Consider the following 15,985-nt stretch of genomic DNA (forward strand, 5'->3'; position numbering starts at 1 on the left):
GCTAGACGGCCTCCCAGGCGCCCGATTCGCCGGCGCGGAATACCGCGTCTATGAATTTCTGGTTGCGGATCGAATCCTCCAGCCGGAACAGCTCCGCCTTGCCGCCCGTCGCCTTGCGGGCAAAGGCCTCGACCTCGAGGCGATACTGGCGCACGCCCGGGAAACGCCAGACCTGCGCGCCGTCATGGCCGGCATTGTGCAGGGTGACGCGGTCGTGGTCGTAGAGCCCGGCATTGAAGGGCGCGGCGACCTCGATAAAGCCCTTGTCGCCGTGGAAGACCATGAACTGCCGCGCCGCCATCTGGGTGGAGCAGTAGAAGGCCAGCTCGAAACCGTCGAACCTCGCGCGCACATCGGCATAGATGTCGGTGCCGAACACGGGATCGCGCTCGACGGTGGCGGAAACGGAGAGCGGCTCCTTGCCGGTGGCAAAACGGGTCGTCACGGTCGGGTAGACGCCGATGTCGGGCAGGCCGCCGCCGCCCAGTTCCGGCCTGTTGCGCATGTTGTCGGGATCGACATTGTGGTAGGTGAAAGCGCCCTGCACCTGGCGCAGGCGGCCTATGGCACCGTCGGCGATCAATTCGCGCACCTTCAGCCATTGCGGGTGATAGGTGACCATGAAGGCCTCCGAAATGATGACGCCGGTGCGCTTTTCCACTTCGAGCAGCGGCTCGATATCCGCGGCGTTCAGCGCAAGCGGCTTCTCCACCAGAACGTGCTTGCCGGCCTCGGCCGCCTTCGCCGCCCACTCGACATGCTGCGAGGTCGGCAACGGAATGTAGACGCCGTCGACCGCGTCGGAGGCCAGCATGGCCTCGTAGCTGCCGAAGGCATGCGGTGCGCCGAAACGGTCCGCAAGGGCGCGGGCACGCGCCTCGTCGCGACTGGCGATTGCCGACAGCACACCGTTCCCGGCCTCGGCAATCGCCGGAATCACGTGGTCGCGACCGATCTTCGCCGTCGACATCACTCCCCATCGAAACATCGTTATCTCCTCGTGGTCGATCATCTAGGTTAACTCCCGGTCACTCCGGACACTCAAATTCCGCGCCGGAATCCCACCCAATCGAAATTTTCACCCCGCATCCTTGTCCCCGTCAGAAGTCTGTCGAGGGGCACGGCAATGAACCGCTTGCTGACACGTATCGCCGTCATGATGGCGGCATATTTCTTCATGGCGGCGTCCGGCGCGGCGCTGCCCGCAATTCACGCGGCGATGCAGGTCTTCCACATCCCCGCCGCACACGACCTTCCGCGCACGATGTTAGCGCATCCGCCGATCGCGTACGAGATGGAAGCCACCTGCCTGACGGCCGCCCTCTATCACGAGGCGCGCGGCGAACCCCGGGAGGGCCAGCTCGCCGTTGCACGGGTCATTCTCAACCGGATGCGCTCGAAAGCCTATCCGGATACGGTCTGCGGCGTCGTCTACCAGGGCGCGGAAAAACCGTTCCGCTGCCAGTTCTCCTTCGCCTGCGACAGGATTCCCGACTTTCCGCGCGAGGTCGCCTGCTTCCGTGAACTGCACGCCCTGGCGCGCGAAATACTGGAAAATGGCATGCCGGGACGGCTGCTGCCGGGCGATCCGCGCGAATGGCGCGAGGCCGAATTCCACGAGATCACGCATTATCATGCGACATATGTCAGCCCCTACTGGGCCGACAGGATCGGACGGGTCGGCCAGATCGGCCGCCATGTCTTCTATCGCAGCGAGCGGGTGGCGCGAAGCCTGTAGGGGCCGTCAGCCCCGCAGCACGCCGCCCGCCTGCTTCTCGACATTGGCAACGATCCGCGCCGTCAGCGCCTCGAGATCCTCGTCGGTAAGCGTGCGCTCGACCGGCTGGATGGACACCTCCAGCGCCACCGACTTCTTTCCCTCGCCGAGCGAAGCTCCCTCGAAGACGTCGAAGACGTTGACACCCGCGATCAGCTTCCTGTCGGCGCCGGCAACGGCACGGACGAGGGTCTGCGCGGCAACATCCCGGTCGACGACAAAGGCATAGTCGCGGCGCAGCATCTGGAAGGGCGAAAGCTCCAGCTTCGGCTTGGTGCGCGTCGGTTTCCTCTTCGGCTCGGGGATTGCGTCGATGAAGACCTCGAAGCCGCACAGCGCTCCGGACACGTCCAGCGCCTCGAGCGCCTTCGGATGGAACTCGCCGAAATGACCGAGCACGACCTTCGGCCCGAGCTTGATAACGCCGGAACGGCCCGGATGGTACCAGCCGGGCGCACCGGCCTCGACCTGCAGGTTGGCGACAGGGGCGCCGCAGGCCTCCAGAACGGCCAGCGCATCGGCCTTGGCGTCGAAGACACCGACGGGTTCACCGTTGCCCGCCCAGTGGCGGCCGCCGCCGGCAAGGCCGGCCGTGCCGCGGCGGATGCCGCCGGCAACGCGGCGCTGGTCTTCCGGCCGGTCGCCCTCATATGTCGCAGAGACCTCGAACAGGGCAACATCGCCAACGCCCTGGTCGGCATTGCGCTGCGCAGCGGCCAGCAGGCCCGGCAGCAGGGACGGACGCATGTCGCTCATGTCCGCGGCGATCGGGTTCGCAAGCGCAAGCTCCTTCTTCCCGCCGCCGAAGAGCTCGGCATGGGCTGCGGGGATGAAGGACCAGGTGACCGCCTCCATCATGCCGCGCACGGCCAGCGCGCGCTTGGCGAGGCGGGTGCGTATCTGCAGCGTCGTCAGGATCTTCCCGTTGACGGCGCCGTGGCCCGGCAGCGGCTGCGGGGCGATATTGTCCTCGCCGTGAATGCGCATGACCTCCTCGACCAGATCGGCCTTGCCCTCGACATCATGCTTGCGCCAGGACGGCACAGAGACATCGACCTCGACACCGGAGCCGGACACGCCGAAGCCGAGGCGCCCGAGAATTTCCGTCTGCTCGCCGGCCGGTACCTCTATGCCGACGAGGCGCTTGACCTCGGTGAAGGGGAAGCGGATCACCTTCGGTTCATAGGGCCGGTATCCGACGATCTCCGGCGCGGTCGGGGTGCCGCCGCACAGGTCGAGGACCAGCCGCGTCGCCAGCTCCATGCCGGAAACCATGAATTCGGGATCGACGCCGCGCTCGAACCGGTAGCGGGCATCGGTGATGATGCCGAGATCGCGACCGGTGCGCGCGATGTTCATCTCGTTCCACAGGGCCGACTCGATCAGCACGTCGGTCGTGTTCTCGTCGCAGCCCGATTCCTCGCCGCCCATGATGCCCGCGATGGACTCGACGCCGCGTTCGTCGGCGATGACGCACATCTCCGGTGTCAGCCCGTATTCGCGACCGTCGAGCGCCAACACCTTCTCGCCATCGCGCGCGCGGCGAACGACCAGGTTGCCGGCGACCTTTTTCGCGTCGAAGACGTGCAGCGGACGGCCGCGGTCGAAGGTGACATAGTTGGTGATGTCGACCAGCGCGTTGATCGGGCGAAGGCCGATGGCGATCAGGCGGCGCTGCATCCAGGCCGGCGACGGTCCATTCTTCACGCCCTTCACCAGACGCAGCGCGAAGCCGGGGCAAAGCTCCGGCTCCTCGATCGTCACCTTGACCGGACATTCGCCGGAGCCGGGAACCGGCTCGACGGCCGGCGTCTTCAGCCTGCCAAGGCCGGCGGCGGCAAGGTCGCGGGCGATGCCGGCAACGCCGGTGCAGTCCGCGCGGTCGGGAGTGAGCCCGATCTCGATTACCGGATCGTCGAGACCGGCATATTCCGCAAAGGGCGTGCCGACGGGCGCGTCTTCCGGCAGGTCGATGATGCCGGAATGCTCGTCGGACATCTGCAGCTCGCGCTCGGAGCACATCATGCCGTGGCTCTCGACGCCGCGGATCTTGCCGACGGACAGCGTGACGTCGATGCCCGGGACATAGGTGCCGGGCGCCGCGAAGGCGCCGACAAGGCCGGCACGCGCGTTCGGCGCGCCGCAGACGACCTGGACGGGCTTGCCGTCGCCGGTATCGACGCTCAGGACCTTGAGCCGGTCGGCATCCGGATGTTTCTCGGCGGTCAGGACCCTGGCGATGACAAAGGGCTTGTAGACCGACTTGTCATCGACGTCCTCGACCTCGAGGCCGATGGCGGTCAGCCGCTCGACGATCTCGTCGAGCGTGGCGTCCGTTTCCAGGTGATCCTTCAACCAGGAGAGGGTGAATTTCATGGCTCAGTGTTCCGTGTCATCGACTTCGAGGATCTCGACCAGGCGAAACCGCTCGCAAACAAGATTCATGTCCGGCGCAAAGCCCCCGGTGCGCTCGAAAAAGGCGCGATGGCCCTCACGCCATTCCTCCAGGGTGCCAAGGCCCTCGCCCTCGTCGCGGGCGAAGTCCTCGTCGATCTCGTCGAAACGGCGGAAGGTGACTTCCTCGGTCTCGATCACCGCGGCCGGACGGCCGCTTCCGTCCAGGATCACGTCACGTCGGCCGACCACGGGCAACGTCTCCCCGCCGGGGCCGAAATCGCTGGCGCGACCGCAGGTCGCCGTCTTCCGGCCGGCAAGCACCAGCGCCAGCAGCTCGTCCGCCATCTCCGGGCTGTCGCCGAAGGAGAAGGTGACCGAACCGGAGAGGTGATCCGGCAGCTTCGTCACGCGCTCAGCCCCCCGAACAGGGTCGGCATGTCGAGCGGACGGAAGCCGTAGTGGGACAGCCAGCGCACGTCGGCGTCGAAGAAGGCGCGCAGGTCCGGCATGCCATATTTCAGCATGGCCAGCCGGTCGATCCCGATGCCCCAGGCAAAGCCCTGGTACTCGTCGGGATCGAGCCCGCCGGAACGCAGCACGTTGGGATGCACCATGCCGCAGCCCAGGATCTCCATCCAGTCATTGCCCTCGCCGAAGCGGACCTCGCCGGGCCGAGAGCGGTCGCACTGGATGTCGACCTCCATGGACGGCTCGGTGAAGGGGAAGAAGGAGGGCCGGAAACGCATGTTGATGTGCTCGACCTCGAAGAAGGCCTTGCAGAACTCGGTCAGCACCCATTTCAGGTTGGCGACATTGGAATGGCGGTCGATCACCAGCCCCTCGACCTGATGGAACATCGGCGAGTGGGTGGCATCGGAGTCGCAACGATAGGTCTTGCCCGGAATGACGATGCGGATCGGCGGCTTCTGCGCCTCCATGGTGCGAATCTGCACCGGGGAAGTGTGGGTACGAAGAAGCTTGCGCTCGCCGTCACCGTTCTCGTTGAAGAAGAAGGTGTCGTGCATCTCGCGGGCCGGATGGCCCTCGGGGAAGTTGAGCGCCGTGAAATTGTAGTAGTCGGTCTCGATGTCCGGCCCCTCGGCGATCGAGAAGCCCATGTCGGCGAAGATGGCGACCAGCTCGTCCGTGACCTGGGTGATCGGGTGAATGCGGCCGGCCTCGGCAGGGGATGAACGCACGGGCAGGGTGACATCGACGGTTTCGGTGGCCAGCCTCGCCTCGATCGCCGCGTCGCGCAGCTCGGCCTTGCGGGCATTGATCGCCTGCGTGACGCGGTCACGCAGGCCGTTGAGTGCCGGCCCCATGACCTGGCGTTCCTCCGGCGTCATCCTGCCCAGCGTCTTCATCCTCTCGGACACGGAGCCCTTCTTGCCGATGGCCGCGACGCGTACCGCCTCTATGGCCGCCTCGTCCGCGGCGGCAGCGATATCCGCCATCAGGGCCTCTTCAAGACGTTCCAGTTCCTCAAGCATGTTGCATTTCCGGTTAGCGGTTGCGCGCACCTTCTAGCGGTGCGCCTCTGGATTTCAAAGAAAAACCCGCGCCTGGGCCAGCCAGCGCGGGTTTCTCCTGATTCAAGATCGGGAAGGCGCTGACTTAGCGGACAGCGCTTTCAAACGCGTTCGGCGTGGTGTCCTTGAGATAGGACAGCGCGTCCTTGGCCTGGGCAACCAGCTTGCCGAATGCCTCCGGCTGATGGATCGCCATGTCCGACAGGACCTTGCGGTCGAGCTCGATGCCGGCCTTGTTCAGACCGTCGATGAAACGGCCATAGGTCAGGCCGTGCTCGCGCACGGCGGCGTTGATGCGCTGGATCCACAGCGAGCGGAAATTGCGCTTGCGGACCTTTCGGTCGCGATAGGCATACTGCTTGGAACGATCCACCGCCTGCTTGGCGATGCGGATGGTGTTCTTGCGGCGGCCATAAAAGCCGCTGGCCTGCTTGAGGACTTTCTTGTGCTTGGCGTGGGACGTCACGCCGCGTTTCACACGTGCCATGAGTGTTCTCCTGGAATCGGGTCGTGACGGCTCAGTCGCCGTAGGGCATCATCTTCTTGACGATCTTCGCATCCTGATCGGCCAGCACCATGGTGCCGCGCGCATCGCGGATGAACTTGTTGGACCGCTTGATCATGCCGTGACGCTTGCCTGCGGCAGCGACCTTGACCTTGCCAGAGGCCGTGATCTTGAAGCGCTTCTTGACGGAAGCCTTCGTCTTCATCTTGGGCATTTTGCTCTCCATTTCTCGCGCAATCGCCGCCTCGCGGAGAACGGTCAAGTCCGCCTGCCGCATGATTTCATGCGAGGGGGCCGGCCCGTACGATGTGCGCTGTTCCTGCATTCGGAGCGGACACGGCATGCCCTGCCGGCCCGCTCGGGACGCGGCTCTATAGACTCGAAGCGGACCGATTGCAAGCTCCCCGGCAGCGCGGAAACGCTGCAGGGCCGCGCATGACGGGCGCGAAAACAAAAAGCGGGCCCGAAGCCCGCTTTTCTTCCCGAGAATCGACGGTGCCTAGCGCGGAGCCAGCACCATCATCATCTGACGGCCCTCGAGCTTCGGCTCGGCCTCGACCTTTGCGATCTCCTCCGTATCGGACTTGACCTTCTGCAGCAGCTCCATGCCCAGATACTGGTGCGCCATCTCGCGCCCGCGGAAGCGCAGTGTCACCTTGACCTTGTCGCCTTCCTCGAAGAACCGGCGCATCGCCTTCATCTTCACCTCGTAGTCGTGGGTGTCGATGTTGGGGCGCATCTTGATCTCCTTGATCTCGACGGTCTTCTGCCTCTTGCGGGCGGCAGCAGCCTTTTTCTGCTGCTCGTATTTCAGCTTACCCAGATCGAGGATCTTGGCCACGGGCGGCTTGGCATTGGGAACGATCAGGACAAGGTCCAGACCGGCTTCCTCTGCCATCCGAAGGGCTTCCTCCGTATCCGTCGGGCCAAGGTTCTGGCCTTCGGCATCGATAAGCTGGACTTGGGGCTCGCGAATGTCGCGATTGGCGGTAGGACCTGTTTTTTGAGCCGGGGGGGCTCGGAATGGACGGCGAATGGTCGTTGTCTCCTGTGTCGTTTCAGATTCGGCGGATGCCGGAAACCCGCGCACTGTCGGTATTCCGGGCGCGGAGTCAATAGCATGGTCCGGTAAAAAAATCACCATCGGCGCTGCCGAATCCCGCTGCGGGGCTTCACAAGGAGCCGCGACCCGCGCAAAACACCGGTACAAGCGAGAAACGGAACCGAAATGACGCAAGATCCGCAAACATTCACTGTCGGCAACGCGAAAATCGCCGTGCGGCACCGGCCGGGCGGAAATCCCGGGCTGGTCTGGCTCGGCGGATACCGCTCGGACATGCTGGGCACCAAGGCGGAAACCCTCGATACGCTCGCCGGAGAGCTCGGCCTGTCCTGCACCCGGCACGACTATTCGGGCCACGGCGAATCCGGCGGCGAGTTCACCGACGGCACGATCTCGAAATGGCTGGCGGAAAGCGTGGCCGTGTTCGAGCGGTACACGCGGGGGCCGCAGATACTCGTCGGCTCGTCCATGGGCGGATGGATCGCGCTGCGCATGGTGCAGGAACTGAACAGGGGCGGGCAGGACGACCGGATCGCCGGGCTGGTGCTGCTGGCACCGGCGCCTGACTTCACCCACGAACTGATGATGCCCGAGCTCACGGATGCCCAGAAGGCCGATCTCGAGAACAAGGGATATTTCGAGGAACCCAGCGAGTACTCGCCGGAACCGAACATCTTCACCAGGGCGCTGTTCGACGACGGCGAGAAGAACCGCGTGATGACCGGGCCGCTCGACACGCATTGCCCCGTGCACATCCTGCAGGGCATGGCCGATCCCGACGTGCCATGGACGCACGCCCAGAAACTCATGGAGTTCCTGCCGAAGGACGACGTAACGCTGACGCTGGTCAAGGACGGCGACCACCGGCTGTCGCGACCGCAAGACCTGGACCTGCTGAAACGCACGGTAACCGCCATGGCCGGGCGGATGAAGGAAGGCGCCTGAACGCGCACCTTACGCTACGGAACATCTCTCTTTTGCGTCCCCGGACGGCGGATTCCGAAAAAATTTTTGGACGCGTCGTGTGGAGAATTCTCCAGTGAGTCGCCTCCGGAAGCCCGGAAATCCGGGCTTTTCGGCTTGCAAAGGCAATTTGCCGCCACCACCTCCAACGAGGGCAGCGACAAGCGCCGTCCGAACCGGAAAGGGGTAGCGAATGACACACACAGCACTGATACGCCCGGCATGGACGCCGGCGACGATCGCACTGATGGTTCTGGGCTTCATGGTCTTCTGGCCGCTCGGCCTGGCAATGCTCGCCTACATCATCTGGGGCGACCGGCTCGACGAGTTCAAAAGGGAAGTCAACATGAAAACCGACGAGGTCTTCCGCGGTTGCAGCGGCATCGGCCGCAAGCGCGGCCACCGGCACCACCACAGCGCCCGGACCGGCAACGTGGCCTTCGACGAGTGGCGCGAGAAGGAGCTCGAGCGGCTGGCCGAGGAACGCCGCAGGCTCGAGGAAATGCGCGCCGAGTTCGACAGCTATGTGCACGAACTGCGCCGGGCCAAGGACCAGGAAGAGTTCGACCGTTTCATGCGCGAGCGCAAAAATGCCAAAAAGGACAGCCACAATGAAGCCGGACCGTCCGTGCCGAATGTCACGGACATCGACTGAGCGACGAGCCTAAATCCGGTCTGACCTCCAATCGACCTTCCAGGCTCCGCCCGCGGATCGCACGATCCGCGGGCCTTTTTCTTCTCCAACCGCTCGCGAGAATCGGTTAAACCGCGAACCATGTCCTTCGGCTTTTCACGCAGGCGGCCGACCACGCGGCCCGGAGCGGGTGTCCGCCACCTCACCCACGAGGTCGCGGGCCGAACGCTGCCGCTGCGCGTCGCCGAAAACCCGCGCGCGAAGCGGCTGACGCTGCGCATCAAGCCCGGCAACAAGGGGCTTGCCGTCACGACGCCGGTCGGCATCTCCATGCTGGAGGTGGAACGCTTCCTGCACCGCAACCGGGACTGGCTCGAGGAGCGGCTGGAAAAGATACCGGACCGGCCGCAGGTCCGTCCGGGCATCAAGATCCCGATCCGCGGCGTCAACCACGAGATCGTGCACGAACCCGGCCGCGGCGTGACGGAAGCGGTACGGGACGACAACGGCGCCCGGCTGGTGGTGCGCGGCGACCGTGTCCACCTGCCGCGCAAGGTGGCCGACTTCCTGAAGAAGGAGGCGAAGGCAGATATCGGCGCCCTGGTCGAGAAGCACACGGCAACGATCGGCAGGCGCGCGAAGGCGATCCGCTACAAGGACACGGTCAGCCGCTGGGGCTCGTGCTCGTCGGAGGGAAACCTGTCCTTCTCCTGGCGGATCATGATGGCACCGCGACCGGTGATCGACTACCTCGTCGCCCACGAGGTCGCGCACCTGGTGCACATGAACCACGGCAAGGAATTCTGGGCGCTTTGCGAGGACCTTTGCCCGGATACCGAGCGATGCAAGGCATGGCTCAAGAAGAACGGCTCGGCGCTACAGGCGATCCAGTTCTGACCTCCGGCGCTAATTGCTCGACTCTTCGCCGTACGGGCATTATCTCGTTTGCATGACCCTCGACATCAAAATCTGCGGCCTGAAGACGCCGGAAGCCATCGACGCCGCGCTTGACGGCGGGGCGACGCATGTGGGCTTCATCTTCTTCCTGAAAAGCCCGCGCAACGTGGACGTCGAAACCGCCGCGGCACTGGCACGACGCGCCCGCGCGGGCGGGGCGAAGACCGTCGCCGTGACAGTGGATGCCGACGACGCCTTCATCGAATCCATCGTCACGCTGGCAAAGCCCGACATGCTGCAACTGCATGGCGGCGAATCGCGGGATCGGGTGCGCGAAATCAGGGAACGGCACGGCCTGCCGGTGATGAAGGCGCTGGCCATACGCGAAGCGGCCGACCTCGCCAAATGCGTGCCCTACCTGGGCGTGGCGGACCGCTTCCTGTTCGACGCCCGCCCGCCGGACGGTTCCGACCTGCCGGGCGGCAACGGCGTCTCCTTCGACTGGCAACTGCTGGCCACGCTTGACGATGGCATCGATTACATGCTTTCCGGTGGCCTCGATCCCGAAAACGTGGCAGAAGCGCTGGCCGTGACGGGCGCGCGCGGGCTCGACGTGTCGTCAGGGGTCGAAAGCGCCCCCGGCGTAAAGGACATCAACAGGATCGCCGCCTTCCTGAAAGCGGCGCGGGCGGCCGACGCCCGAAACGGGAGCAGGACATGAACAAGCCGGCCGAACCCAATTCCTTTCGTACGGGCCCAGACGAGCAGGGCATGTTCGGCATCTTCGGCGGCCGCTTCGTCGCCGAGACGCTGATGCCGCTCATCCTCGACCTCCAGGAACACTGGGAGGAGGCGAAGAACGACCCCGAATTCCGCGCCGAGCTCGAGCATCTCAACACGCACTATACGGGCCGGCCGTCGCCGCTCTATTTCGCCGAACGGCTGACCGAGCATCTCGGCGGCGCGAAGATCTACTTCAAGCGCGACGAGCTGAACCACACCGGATCGCACAAGATCAACAACTGCCTCGGCCAGATCCTGCTGGCGCGACGGATGGGCAAGACACGCATCATCGCCGAGACGGGCGCTGGCCAGCACGGCGTGGCGTCGGCGACCGTGTCGGCGCGCTTCGGCTTTCCGTGCCATGTCTACATGGGCGCGACCGATGTCGAGCGGCAGGCGCCGAACGTGTTCCGCATGAAGCTGCTCGGCGCCGAGGTGACGCCGGTCAGTTCGGGCCACGGCACGCTTAAGGACGCGATGAACGAGGCGCTGCGCGACTGGGTGACCAATGTCGAGTCGACCTACTACCTGATCGGCACCGCGGCGGGTCCGCATCCCTATCCGGAGATGGTGCGCGAGTTCCAGTCTGTGATCGGCAGGGAGGCGAAGCAGCAACTGATGGAAGTCGAGGGCCGGCTCCCCGACATGATCGTCGCGGCCGTCGGCGGCGGATCCAACGCGATCGGCCTGTTCCACCCGTTCCTCGACGACAAGAACGTGCAGATCGTCGGCGTGGAAGCCGGCGGCAGGGGGCTGGAGGGAGACGAGCACTGCGCCTCGCTGACCGCCGGGTCGCCGGGCGTGCTGCACGGCAACCGCACCTACCTGCTGCAGGACGGCGACGGCCAGATCAAGGACGGCCACTCGATCTCGGCGGGCCTGGACTATCCGGGCATCGGGCCGGAACATTCCTGGCTGAAGGAGACCGGCCGCGTCGAATATGTGCCGATCATGGACACGGAAGCCCTGGAGGCATTCCAGCTGCTGACGCGCCTGGAAGGCATCATCCCCGCACTGGAACCCTCCCACGCACTGGCAGAGGTGATCAAGCGGGCGCCCGAGATGGGCAAGGACCAGATCATCGTGATGAACCTGTGCGGACGCGGCGACAAGGACGTGTTCACCGTCGGCAAGATACTCGGGCACGAGCTATGACCGCCTTCGAGATCTACCAATCGAAACAGAACCCGCTGCACTACGTGGCGATCGAGGAAGGCGACACGCGCGAGAACGCCGAGGGCGTGCGCCGCAGCCAGAACCTGAAATTCCTCACGCGCATTCCCGACGACGGCGAGCCGCGCATCGCCTTCGACCCGAAGGAAGCGGTCTCGCGCATCGCGAAACACGGTTTCTACGCCTTCACGGTGACAATCAGCATCCGGGAGTCCGCCGAAGGATGACGGTGACGATCTATCACAATCCGAAATGCGGCACGTCCCGCAACGTGCTGGCGATGATCCGCGAGAAGGGCATCGAGCCGGAGATCGTGGAATATCTGAAAACGCCGCCGGGCCGGGAAAGGCTGGTCGAGATCCTGCGGGCGACGGGCGAACCGGTGCGCGCGATCCTGCGCGAGAGGGGCACGCCCTATGCCGAACTCGGCCTCGACGATCCGAAATGGTCAGACGACGAACTGATCGACTTCATGGTCGAGTACCCGATCCTGATGAACCGGCCGATCGTGGTGACCGACAAGGGCGCGGCGCTATGCCGGCCGAAGGAAAAGGTGCTGGAGCTGCTTTAGGCCGCCCGCCAGAAGGAACGAATGCAATGACTGCACGCATGGATGCCCGTTTCGCCAAGCTGAGGGAGGAAAACCGGCCGGCGCTGGTGACCTTCGTGATGAGCGGCGATCCCGACTTCGAGACCTCGCTCGCCATCCTGAAACGGCTGCCCGCGGCAGGCGCCGACGTGGTCGAGCTCGGCATGCCGTTCTCCGACCCGATGGCCGACGGCCCGGCGATCCAGGCGGCGGGACTGCGGGCGCTGAAAGCCGGCCAGACACTGGAAAAGACGCTCGACATGGTACGGGCCTTCCGCGAGGAGGACACCGACACCCCGATCGTCCTGATGGGCTACTACAATCCGATATACGTCTACGGCGTCGACCGGTTTCTCGCCGACGCAAAGGCCGCGGGCGTTGACGGGCTGATCATCGTCGACCTGCCGCCGGAGATGGACGAGGAGCTGTGCCTGCCGGCACTCGCAGCCGACATTAACTTCATCCGCCTGGCGACGCCCACGACCGACGACAAGCGGCTTCCCAAGGTGCTCGCGAATACGTCGGGCTTCGTCTACTACGTGTCGATGACCGGGATCACCGGCGGCGCCATCGCGTCGACCTCCGCAGTGGCGGATGCAGTCAACCGCATCAAGCGGCACACCGACCTGCCGGTCTGCGTCGGCTTCGGCGTCAAGACCGCCGAACAGGCCAGGACGATCGGCCGCGATGCCGACGGCGTCGTCGTCGGAACGGCGATCGTGCAGGCGGTCGCCAACACGCTCGACAACGAAAACAGGGCGACGGGCGACACGGTGGAAGCCGTGGCGACGCTGGTCGGCGGACTTGCCGCCGGCGTGCGCGGCGCACGCCTTGAAGCCGCCAAATAGACTCGCCAGATTGACCTGACAGGAACATACGGGGTTCTTCCATGAACTGGATCACCAACTATGTCCGCCCGCGGCTGAACTCGATGCTCGGGCGCCGCGAAATGCCGGAAAACCTCTGGATCAAGTGTCCGGAGACCGGCGAGATGGTGTTTCACCGGGATCTCGAGGAAAACCAGTGGGTGATCCCGTCCTCGGGCTACCACATGAAGATCTCCGCCAAGGAGCGGCTGCGCCACTTCATGGACAGCGGCGTCTACGAGCTCATTCCCAACCCGGAAGTCCCCGTCGACCCGCTCAAGTTCCGCGACCAGAAGAAGTACACGGACCGGTTGCGCGAGAACAAGAACAAGACCGGGCTGGACGATTCCATCGTCAACGCGCTGGGCACGATCGAGGGCCTGCCGATCGTCGCCTGCCTGCACGATTTCAACTTCATGGGCGGCTCGCTCGGCATCGCCGCCGGCGAGGCGATCATCAAGGGTTTCGAGACGGCGATCGAGAAGAAGCGGCCGATGGTTCTGTTCGCCGCCTCCGGCGGCGCGCGCATGCAGGAAGGAATCCTGTCGCTGATGCAGCTGCCGCGGACCACCGTGGCCGTGGAAATGCTCAAGGAAGCAGGCCTTCCCTACATCGTCGTGCTGACCAATCCGACGACCGGCGGCGTGTCCGCGTCATACGCCATGCTGGGTGACATCCACATCGCGGAGCCCGGCGCGGTGATCGGCTTCGCCGGTGCGCGGGTGATCGAGCAGACAATCCGCGAGAAGCTGCCCGAGGGCTTCCAGCGCTCGGAATACCTGCTCGAACACGGCATGGTGGACATGGTTGTGCCGCGCCAGGAGTTGAAGCCGACGATCGCGCGGCTGCTGCGCATGCTGCTGAAACAGCCGGCCGCCACGCCCAAGCTGGCGCCGCCGAAGGAAGAGCCCCAACCCGCGAAGGCGGAGAACACGGAAGAGAAAGCCGAACCCGCGGCGGCCGAGGAAGCGGCGGACGCGGACCAGAAGAAATCCGAGAGCGCCTGATCGGACACTGACTTGACCAAACCGGCCCAACGCCGCCCCGGATCGCCCGCATCCGACAAGCGGGGCGATCTCGCCGAGCGCGAGATCGACGCCCTGATGCAACTGCATCCGAAAGGTTTCGACCTTTCGCTGGACCGCATTTCCGGGCTGCTGGAGAAACTCGGCAATCCGCAGGACCGCATGCCGCCGGTGATCCATGTCGCCGGCACCAACGGCAAGGGATCCTGCGCCGCCTATTGCCGCGCGCTGCTGGAAGCGGCGGGCAAGTCGGTCCACGTGCACACGTCGCCGCACCTCGTGCGCTGGCACGAGCGATTCCGCATCGGGCGGAAAGGCGAGGCCGGCCGCCTCGTCGAGGACGAGGCGCTGGCCGACGCCCTTCGCCGGGTGGCCGCTGCCAATGACGGCGCGCAGATCACGGTGTTCGAGATCCTTACCGCGGTGATGTTCGTGCTGTTCTCGGAACATCCCGCCGATGCGGCGATCGTCGAGGTCGGTCTCGGCGGCCGTTTCGACGCCACCAACGTGATCACCAGCCCCGCGGCCAGCGTCATCATGCCGATCGGACTGGATCACCAGGCCTATCTGGGCGACCGGATCGAGCTGATCGCGGCGGAAAAGGCCGGTATCATGAAACCGGGTGCGCCGGTGGTGATCGGCTACCAGGACAGCGACCTGGTGCGCGAAACTTTGCTCGAGACCGCGGAGCGGCTCGATTGCCCCGTTTCCGTATACGGCCAGGATTTCTATGCCTACGAGGAACACGGACGCATGGTGTTCCAGAGCGTGGCGGGACTGATGGACCTGCCTCTGCCCGGACTGCACGGTCGACACCAGCTGGCCAACGCGGCCACGGCGTTGGCGGCGGTCTCCGCCGCCGGCTACGAAATTTCCCAGGACGAGGCCGAAAGGGCAATGCAGACCGTGACCTGGCCGGCGCGCATGCAACGGCTGCCCGCCGGGCCGTTTTCGGCATTGCTGCCGGACGGCTCCGAACTGTGGCTCGACGGCGGGCACAATCCCCACGCGGCGGCAATGATCGCCGAGACGCTGGCCGGCATGCAGGATCGCGCGGAACGTCCGCTCTTCCTGATCGCCGGCATGATCAACACCAAGGACGCCACCGGCTATTTCCACGCCTTCGAGGGCATGGTGCGGCACGTCTTCACCGTGCCTGTAACCGACAGCGACGCCGGCGTCGATCCGGAAGAACTCGCAGCCGACGCGGTAGCCGCAGGGCTGTCCGCGCAGCCGATGAAGAGCGTGGAGGAAGTGCTTCGTCTGCTCGGCGAGGGCTGGAACCGGATGGAACCGCCGCCGCGGGTGCTGATCGGCGGATCGCTCTATCTCGCCGGCGAGGTGCTGCGCGAGAACGGAACCTTTCCGGAATGAAAAAGCCCGGCGCATGGCCGGGCTCGTGCATGTTCCCGAACCGGGAGCGTCAGCCGGTGGCGCTCTTGATCCAGTCCATCAGGCGGGCCTTGGGCGCCGCGCCGACCATCTGGTCCGCGATCTCGCCGTTCTTGAACATGAGCAGCATCGGAATCGAGCGGACACCGTACTGCACGGCCAGGTCCTGATTCTCGTCGACATTGACCTTGGCGATCTTGACCTTGCCGTCCATCTCTTCGGAGATCTCCTCCAGCGCCGGGGAAATCATCTTGCACGGTCCGCACCATTCGGCCCAGAAATCCACGACCACGGGCTCCGAAGCGCCGAGCACGTCGCTCTGGAAGTTGCTGCTGTCGATCTTGACGGTCGCCATATCGGCTCTCCTTGTTTTCGCAATTCGGGTGACA

19 protein-coding genes are annotated in these 15,985 nt (G+C 65.0%); 11 read left to right on the plus strand and 8 right to left on the minus strand.

Annotated features, from left to right (window positions below; genetic code table 11):
- Position 1: 1 nt before the first annotated feature.
- Positions 2-988 carry a Gfo/Idh/MocA family protein gene (locus tag HTY61_RS15630; RefSeq protein ID WP_175277670.1) on the minus strand — a complete coding sequence of 329 codons (987 nt, stop codon included), beginning with the start codon at positions 986-988 and terminating at the stop codon, positions 2-4.
- A 138-nt stretch (positions 989-1,126) separates the two neighbouring features.
- On the opposite strand from HTY61_RS15630, the gene HTY61_RS15635 reads away from it, so the two are divergent.
- A complete protein-coding gene (locus HTY61_RS15635; RefSeq protein ID WP_175277671.1) occupies positions 1,127-1,738 on the plus strand; it encodes a cell wall hydrolase in 612 nt (203 codons plus the stop codon).
- Positions 1,739-1,744: 6 nt separating this feature from the next.
- Here HTY61_RS15635 and pheT read toward each other — a convergent pair whose 3' ends face one another.
- From pheT to infC, 6 genes are all read right to left on the minus strand, one after another.
- The gene (gene pheT / locus HTY61_RS15640; RefSeq protein ID WP_175277672.1) at positions 1,745-4,153 is read right to left on the minus strand and encodes a phenylalanine--tRNA ligase subunit beta; all 2,409 of its coding nucleotides are present in this window, start codon (positions 4,151-4,153) and stop codon (positions 1,745-1,747) included.
- Between the two features lie 3 nt (positions 4,154-4,156).
- A complete protein-coding gene (locus HTY61_RS15645; RefSeq protein WP_197945326.1) occupies positions 4,157-4,582 on the minus strand; it encodes an ASCH domain-containing protein in 426 nt (141 codons plus the stop codon).
- The gene (gene pheS, locus HTY61_RS15650) at positions 4,579-5,667 is read right to left on the minus strand and encodes a phenylalanine--tRNA ligase subunit alpha (RefSeq protein WP_175277673.1); all 1,089 of its coding nucleotides are present in this window, start codon (positions 5,665-5,667) and stop codon (positions 4,579-4,581) included. Before pheS ends, HTY61_RS15645 begins: the two co-directional genes overlap by 4 nt.
- Positions 5,668-5,791: 124 nt before the next feature.
- Complete coding sequence (gene rplT / locus HTY61_RS15655) at positions 5,792-6,193, minus strand: 50S ribosomal protein L20 (protein ID WP_175277674.1); 402 nt, start codon at positions 6,191-6,193, stop codon at positions 5,792-5,794.
- Between the two features lie 31 nt (positions 6,194-6,224).
- Entirely contained in the window at positions 6,225-6,425 is a 201-nt protein-coding gene (gene rpmI / locus HTY61_RS15660) for a 50S ribosomal protein L35 (RefSeq protein ID WP_175277675.1), read from the minus strand.
- Between the two features lie 285 nt (positions 6,426-6,710).
- Positions 6,711-7,247, minus strand: coding sequence for a translation initiation factor IF-3 (infC, locus tag HTY61_RS15665; protein ID WP_175278591.1), 537 nt, complete (start codon positions 7,245-7,247; stop codon positions 6,711-6,713).
- 192 nt (positions 7,248-7,439) lie between these two features.
- On the opposite strand from infC, the gene HTY61_RS15670 reads away from it, so the two are divergent.
- From HTY61_RS15670 to HTY61_RS15715, 10 genes are all read left to right on the plus strand, one after another.
- Positions 7,440-8,219, plus strand: coding sequence for an alpha/beta hydrolase (locus tag HTY61_RS15670; RefSeq protein ID WP_175277676.1), 780 nt, complete (start codon positions 7,440-7,442; stop codon positions 8,217-8,219).
- 211 nt (positions 8,220-8,430) lie between these two features.
- Complete coding sequence (locus HTY61_RS15675) at positions 8,431-8,892, plus strand: DUF2852 domain-containing protein (protein ID WP_175277677.1); 462 nt, start codon at positions 8,431-8,433, stop codon at positions 8,890-8,892.
- A 120-nt stretch (positions 8,893-9,012) separates the two neighbouring features.
- Entirely contained in the window at positions 9,013-9,768 is a 756-nt protein-coding gene (locus HTY61_RS15680; protein WP_175277678.1) for a M48 family metallopeptidase, read from the plus strand.
- Positions 9,769-9,820: 52 nt separating this feature from the next.
- Positions 9,821-10,489, plus strand: a complete 669-nt coding sequence (locus HTY61_RS15685) for a phosphoribosylanthranilate isomerase (RefSeq protein WP_175277679.1) — start codon at positions 9,821-9,823, stop codon at positions 10,487-10,489.
- Entirely contained in the window at positions 10,486-11,706 is a 1,221-nt protein-coding gene (gene trpB, locus HTY61_RS15690; protein ID WP_175277680.1) for a tryptophan synthase subunit beta, read from the plus strand. The genes HTY61_RS15685 and trpB overlap by 4 nt, the downstream gene beginning before the upstream one ends.
- Positions 11,703-11,951: a hypothetical protein gene (locus HTY61_RS15695; protein ID WP_175277681.1), complete on the plus strand. Its 249-nt coding sequence runs from the start codon at positions 11,703-11,705 to the stop codon at positions 11,949-11,951. The genes trpB and HTY61_RS15695 overlap by 4 nt, the downstream gene beginning before the upstream one ends.
- Positions 11,948-12,295: an arsenate reductase (glutaredoxin) gene (gene arsC / locus HTY61_RS15700; protein ID WP_175277682.1), complete on the plus strand. Its 348-nt coding sequence runs from the start codon at positions 11,948-11,950 to the stop codon at positions 12,293-12,295. Before HTY61_RS15695 ends, arsC begins: the two co-directional genes overlap by 4 nt.
- Positions 12,296-12,321: 26 nt before the next feature.
- Positions 12,322-13,161 carry a tryptophan synthase subunit alpha gene (gene trpA, locus HTY61_RS15705; RefSeq protein ID WP_175277683.1) on the plus strand — a complete coding sequence of 280 codons (840 nt, stop codon included), beginning with the start codon at positions 12,322-12,324 and terminating at the stop codon, positions 13,159-13,161.
- Positions 13,162-13,202: 41 nt separating this feature from the next.
- Complete coding sequence (gene accD / locus HTY61_RS15710; protein ID WP_175277684.1) at positions 13,203-14,186, plus strand: acetyl-CoA carboxylase, carboxyltransferase subunit beta; 984 nt, start codon at positions 13,203-13,205, stop codon at positions 14,184-14,186.
- Positions 14,187-14,282: 96 nt separating this feature from the next.
- Positions 14,283-15,578 (plus strand): bifunctional folylpolyglutamate synthase/dihydrofolate synthase, encoded by a 1,296-nt coding sequence (locus HTY61_RS15715; protein WP_175278592.1) that lies wholly within the window; start codon positions 14,283-14,285, stop codon positions 15,576-15,578.
- Between the two features lie 49 nt (positions 15,579-15,627).
- Here HTY61_RS15715 and trxA read toward each other — a convergent pair whose 3' ends face one another.
- The gene (gene trxA, locus HTY61_RS15720) at positions 15,628-15,951 is read right to left on the minus strand and encodes a thioredoxin (RefSeq protein ID WP_175277685.1); all 324 of its coding nucleotides are present in this window, start codon (positions 15,949-15,951) and stop codon (positions 15,628-15,630) included.
- Between the last annotated feature and the right edge of the window lie 34 nt (positions 15,952-15,985).

It is taken from the genome of Oricola thermophila, from assembly GCF_013358405.1.
GTDB lineage: Bacteria > Pseudomonadota > Alphaproteobacteria > Rhizobiales > Rhizobiaceae > Oricola > Oricola thermophila.

Coding starts and splice junctions, on each gene's coding strand:
- HTY61_RS15630 (WP_175277670.1), bottom strand. CDS start 988: ATGTTTCGATGGGGAGTGATGTCGACGGCGAAGATCGGTCGCGACCAC.
- HTY61_RS15635 (WP_175277671.1), top strand. CDS start 1,127: ATGAACCGCTTGCTGACACGTATCGCCGTCATGATGGCGGCATATTTC.
- pheT (WP_175277672.1), bottom strand. CDS start 4,153: ATGAAATTCACCCTCTCCTGGTTGAAGGATCACCTGGAAACGGACGCC.
- pheS (WP_175277673.1), bottom strand. CDS start 5,667: ATGCTTGAGGAACTGGAACGTCTTGAAGAGGCCCTGATGGCGGATATC.
- rplT (WP_175277674.1), bottom strand. CDS start 6,193: ATGGCACGTGTGAAACGCGGCGTGACGTCCCACGCCAAGCACAAGAAA.
- rpmI (WP_175277675.1), bottom strand. CDS start 6,425: ATGCCCAAGATGAAGACGAAGGCTTCCGTCAAGAAGCGCTTCAAGATC.
- HTY61_RS15670 (WP_175277676.1), top strand. CDS start 7,440: ATGACGCAAGATCCGCAAACATTCACTGTCGGCAACGCGAAAATCGCC.
- HTY61_RS15675 (WP_175277677.1), top strand. CDS start 8,431: ATGACACACACAGCACTGATACGCCCGGCATGGACGCCGGCGACGATC.
- HTY61_RS15680 (WP_175277678.1), top strand. CDS start 9,013: ATGTCCTTCGGCTTTTCACGCAGGCGGCCGACCACGCGGCCCGGAGCG.
- HTY61_RS15685 (WP_175277679.1), top strand. CDS start 9,821: ATGACCCTCGACATCAAAATCTGCGGCCTGAAGACGCCGGAAGCCATC.
- trpB (WP_175277680.1), top strand. CDS start 10,486: ATGAACAAGCCGGCCGAACCCAATTCCTTTCGTACGGGCCCAGACGAG.
- HTY61_RS15695 (WP_175277681.1), top strand. CDS start 11,703: ATGACCGCCTTCGAGATCTACCAATCGAAACAGAACCCGCTGCACTAC.
- arsC (WP_175277682.1), top strand. CDS start 11,948: ATGACGGTGACGATCTATCACAATCCGAAATGCGGCACGTCCCGCAAC.
- trpA (WP_175277683.1), top strand. CDS start 12,322: ATGACTGCACGCATGGATGCCCGTTTCGCCAAGCTGAGGGAGGAAAAC.
- accD (WP_175277684.1), top strand. CDS start 13,203: ATGAACTGGATCACCAACTATGTCCGCCCGCGGCTGAACTCGATGCTC.
- HTY61_RS15715 (WP_175278592.1), top strand. CDS start 14,283: ATGCAACTGCATCCGAAAGGTTTCGACCTTTCGCTGGACCGCATTTCC.
- trxA (WP_175277685.1), bottom strand. CDS start 15,951: ATGGCGACCGTCAAGATCGACAGCAGCAACTTCCAGAGCGACGTGCTC.